The sequence below is a fragment of the Moorena sp. SIO3I6 genome, from assembly GCF_010672095.1.
In genome coordinates this window covers 1-1,640 of sequence record NZ_JAAHHU010001134.1, presented here as the reverse complement: position 1 = coordinate 1,640, position 1,640 = coordinate 1, and the positions used below count along the sequence as shown (strand labels likewise).

Here is a 1,640-nt window from a genome sequence, read left to right as displayed (position 1 = left end):
GGGAAATTCTGGATTATTCCTCTGTTCAACCATTTGCCACAAATTACCAAAGGGTCTCGTGGACCAAAGGGGAAATGGCGCACTAGTCGTCCTCCCGCATTAGCGAAGATTAATGTCAATCGTAATCACATTGGCTCGAATATCAAGAAAAGTCCTCAAGACCGCAAGCCAGTGATTTCAGTAAAACGAAGTGGCACCAATCTCTACGGCAACGAAGTGGAAATCCTTGGTCCGTGTAAGATTGTCTATAATCCCGATAATCCACTCGATTGTGGCGCTCGTTTGTGGATTGAAACTTTTAGTGATATTCACTTCGTTGGTGGAAGTTTTTCTGCTAGTCGTTGAGGGGGTCAACGCTTTGGGACTATTCAAAAGCAGGTCGCACAATAAAATGCGATCGCATATAGATAGGTGCGATCGCATACAAGACTGACTATGTCTAAACTCTTCTGCTTGTTCCTAAGTTAGATTATGCGCGATTGACCTACGCTACAGAAATGGTCACACTAAGCGATCGCATGTGATAAAAAAGACTTTTGGATAAAGCATTCCAGAAGTGCTTTCCAAAGAATAGTATAGCGCTACGCACAAGGCAAGAGGCAAGAGGCAAGAGGCAAGAAGCAAGAGGCAAAAGTGCGTTTTCCCATGAATAATTAAATTCGCGTGATTGTCGCACCTTTTGCTACTTGTATCAATCTCCTAACTTTAATGCGTAGTGCTATACCTAGAATTTTCAGAGGGAAATCAAAAGCACTAGGCGGGAACGGTTGTTTTTTCCATGCTGCTGGAATATTCGCCAATGCTGGCAGCACTGTTGTATTTAGCACGTACTAAAAGCTTTTGCTGAGCGTCAGTTACCCGACTACTGTCACCACTCCAGTGATCAAGGGCAGGTTGTTGAATGGCGCGGGCATAAGAGAAGGTAACTGGCCAAGGACACTGACTGCCAAACAGGGAATTCATTGCGTTTAAGTGAGCCGAGGAGTTCTCCATAGATTGGCCTCCGGAAAGGAAAGCAATGCCTGCCACGCTTGCAGGGACATTTTTCAGCAGACAGTTAATCGTTGCTTCAGCAACTGCCTCGACACTGACTTGGGTTGGGCACTCCTTGCCTGGAATCACCATACTAGGTTTCAAAATCATCTGGTCGAAGGCAACCCCTTGAGTGTGGAGATGATTGAAGACCGTATGCAGTGTTTCATCTGTCACTTGATAGCAGCGTTCAAGGGTATGATTGCCATCAATAAGCACCTCAGGTTCGACGATCGGGACGATCCCGCCTTCTTGGCATAAAGCAGCATAGCGAGCGAGTCCATGAGCATTTGCTTCGATACAAGCACGGCTGGGAATCCCATCACCAATGGTGATCACAGCTCGCCATTTGGCGAAGCGCGCGCCCATCTGATAGTACTCGGCGATGCGCTCTCGCAAGCCGTCTAACCCTTCTGTCACCTTCTCATTAGGATGACCGGCGAGATCCTTTGCTCCAGTGTCCACCTTGATTCCAGGAATCATTCCAGCATCGGTAATGACTTTCAAGAAAGGAACACCGTCTTTTGTCGATTGTCGAGCCCTGGGCAGCCAGCCTCGGGAGGCCGAGCTGGTGGCCGACCAGCTCATCGGGGCCAACCTCTCGGGCA

General features: G+C 48.0%; 3 protein-coding genes. 1 reads left to right on the top strand and 2 read right to left on the bottom strand.

Going from position 1 to position 1,640, the window contains the following annotated elements:
• The coding region (locus F6K49_RS46940; protein WP_293109350.1) for a DNA-binding protein at positions 1-345 on the top strand (345 nt) is incomplete at its 5' end.
• A gap of 139 nt (positions 346-484) precedes the next feature.
• Here the strand turns inward: F6K49_RS46940 and F6K49_RS46935 are convergent.
• Positions 485-676 (bottom strand): hypothetical protein, encoded by a 192-nt coding sequence (locus F6K49_RS46935; RefSeq protein ID WP_293109348.1) that lies wholly within the window; start codon positions 674-676, stop codon positions 485-487.
• 77 nt (positions 677-753) lie between these two features.
• Positions 754-1,640 (bottom strand): class I fructose-bisphosphate aldolase (locus F6K49_RS46930; protein ID WP_293109346.1); only part of this gene is annotated, 887 nt, incomplete at its 5' end.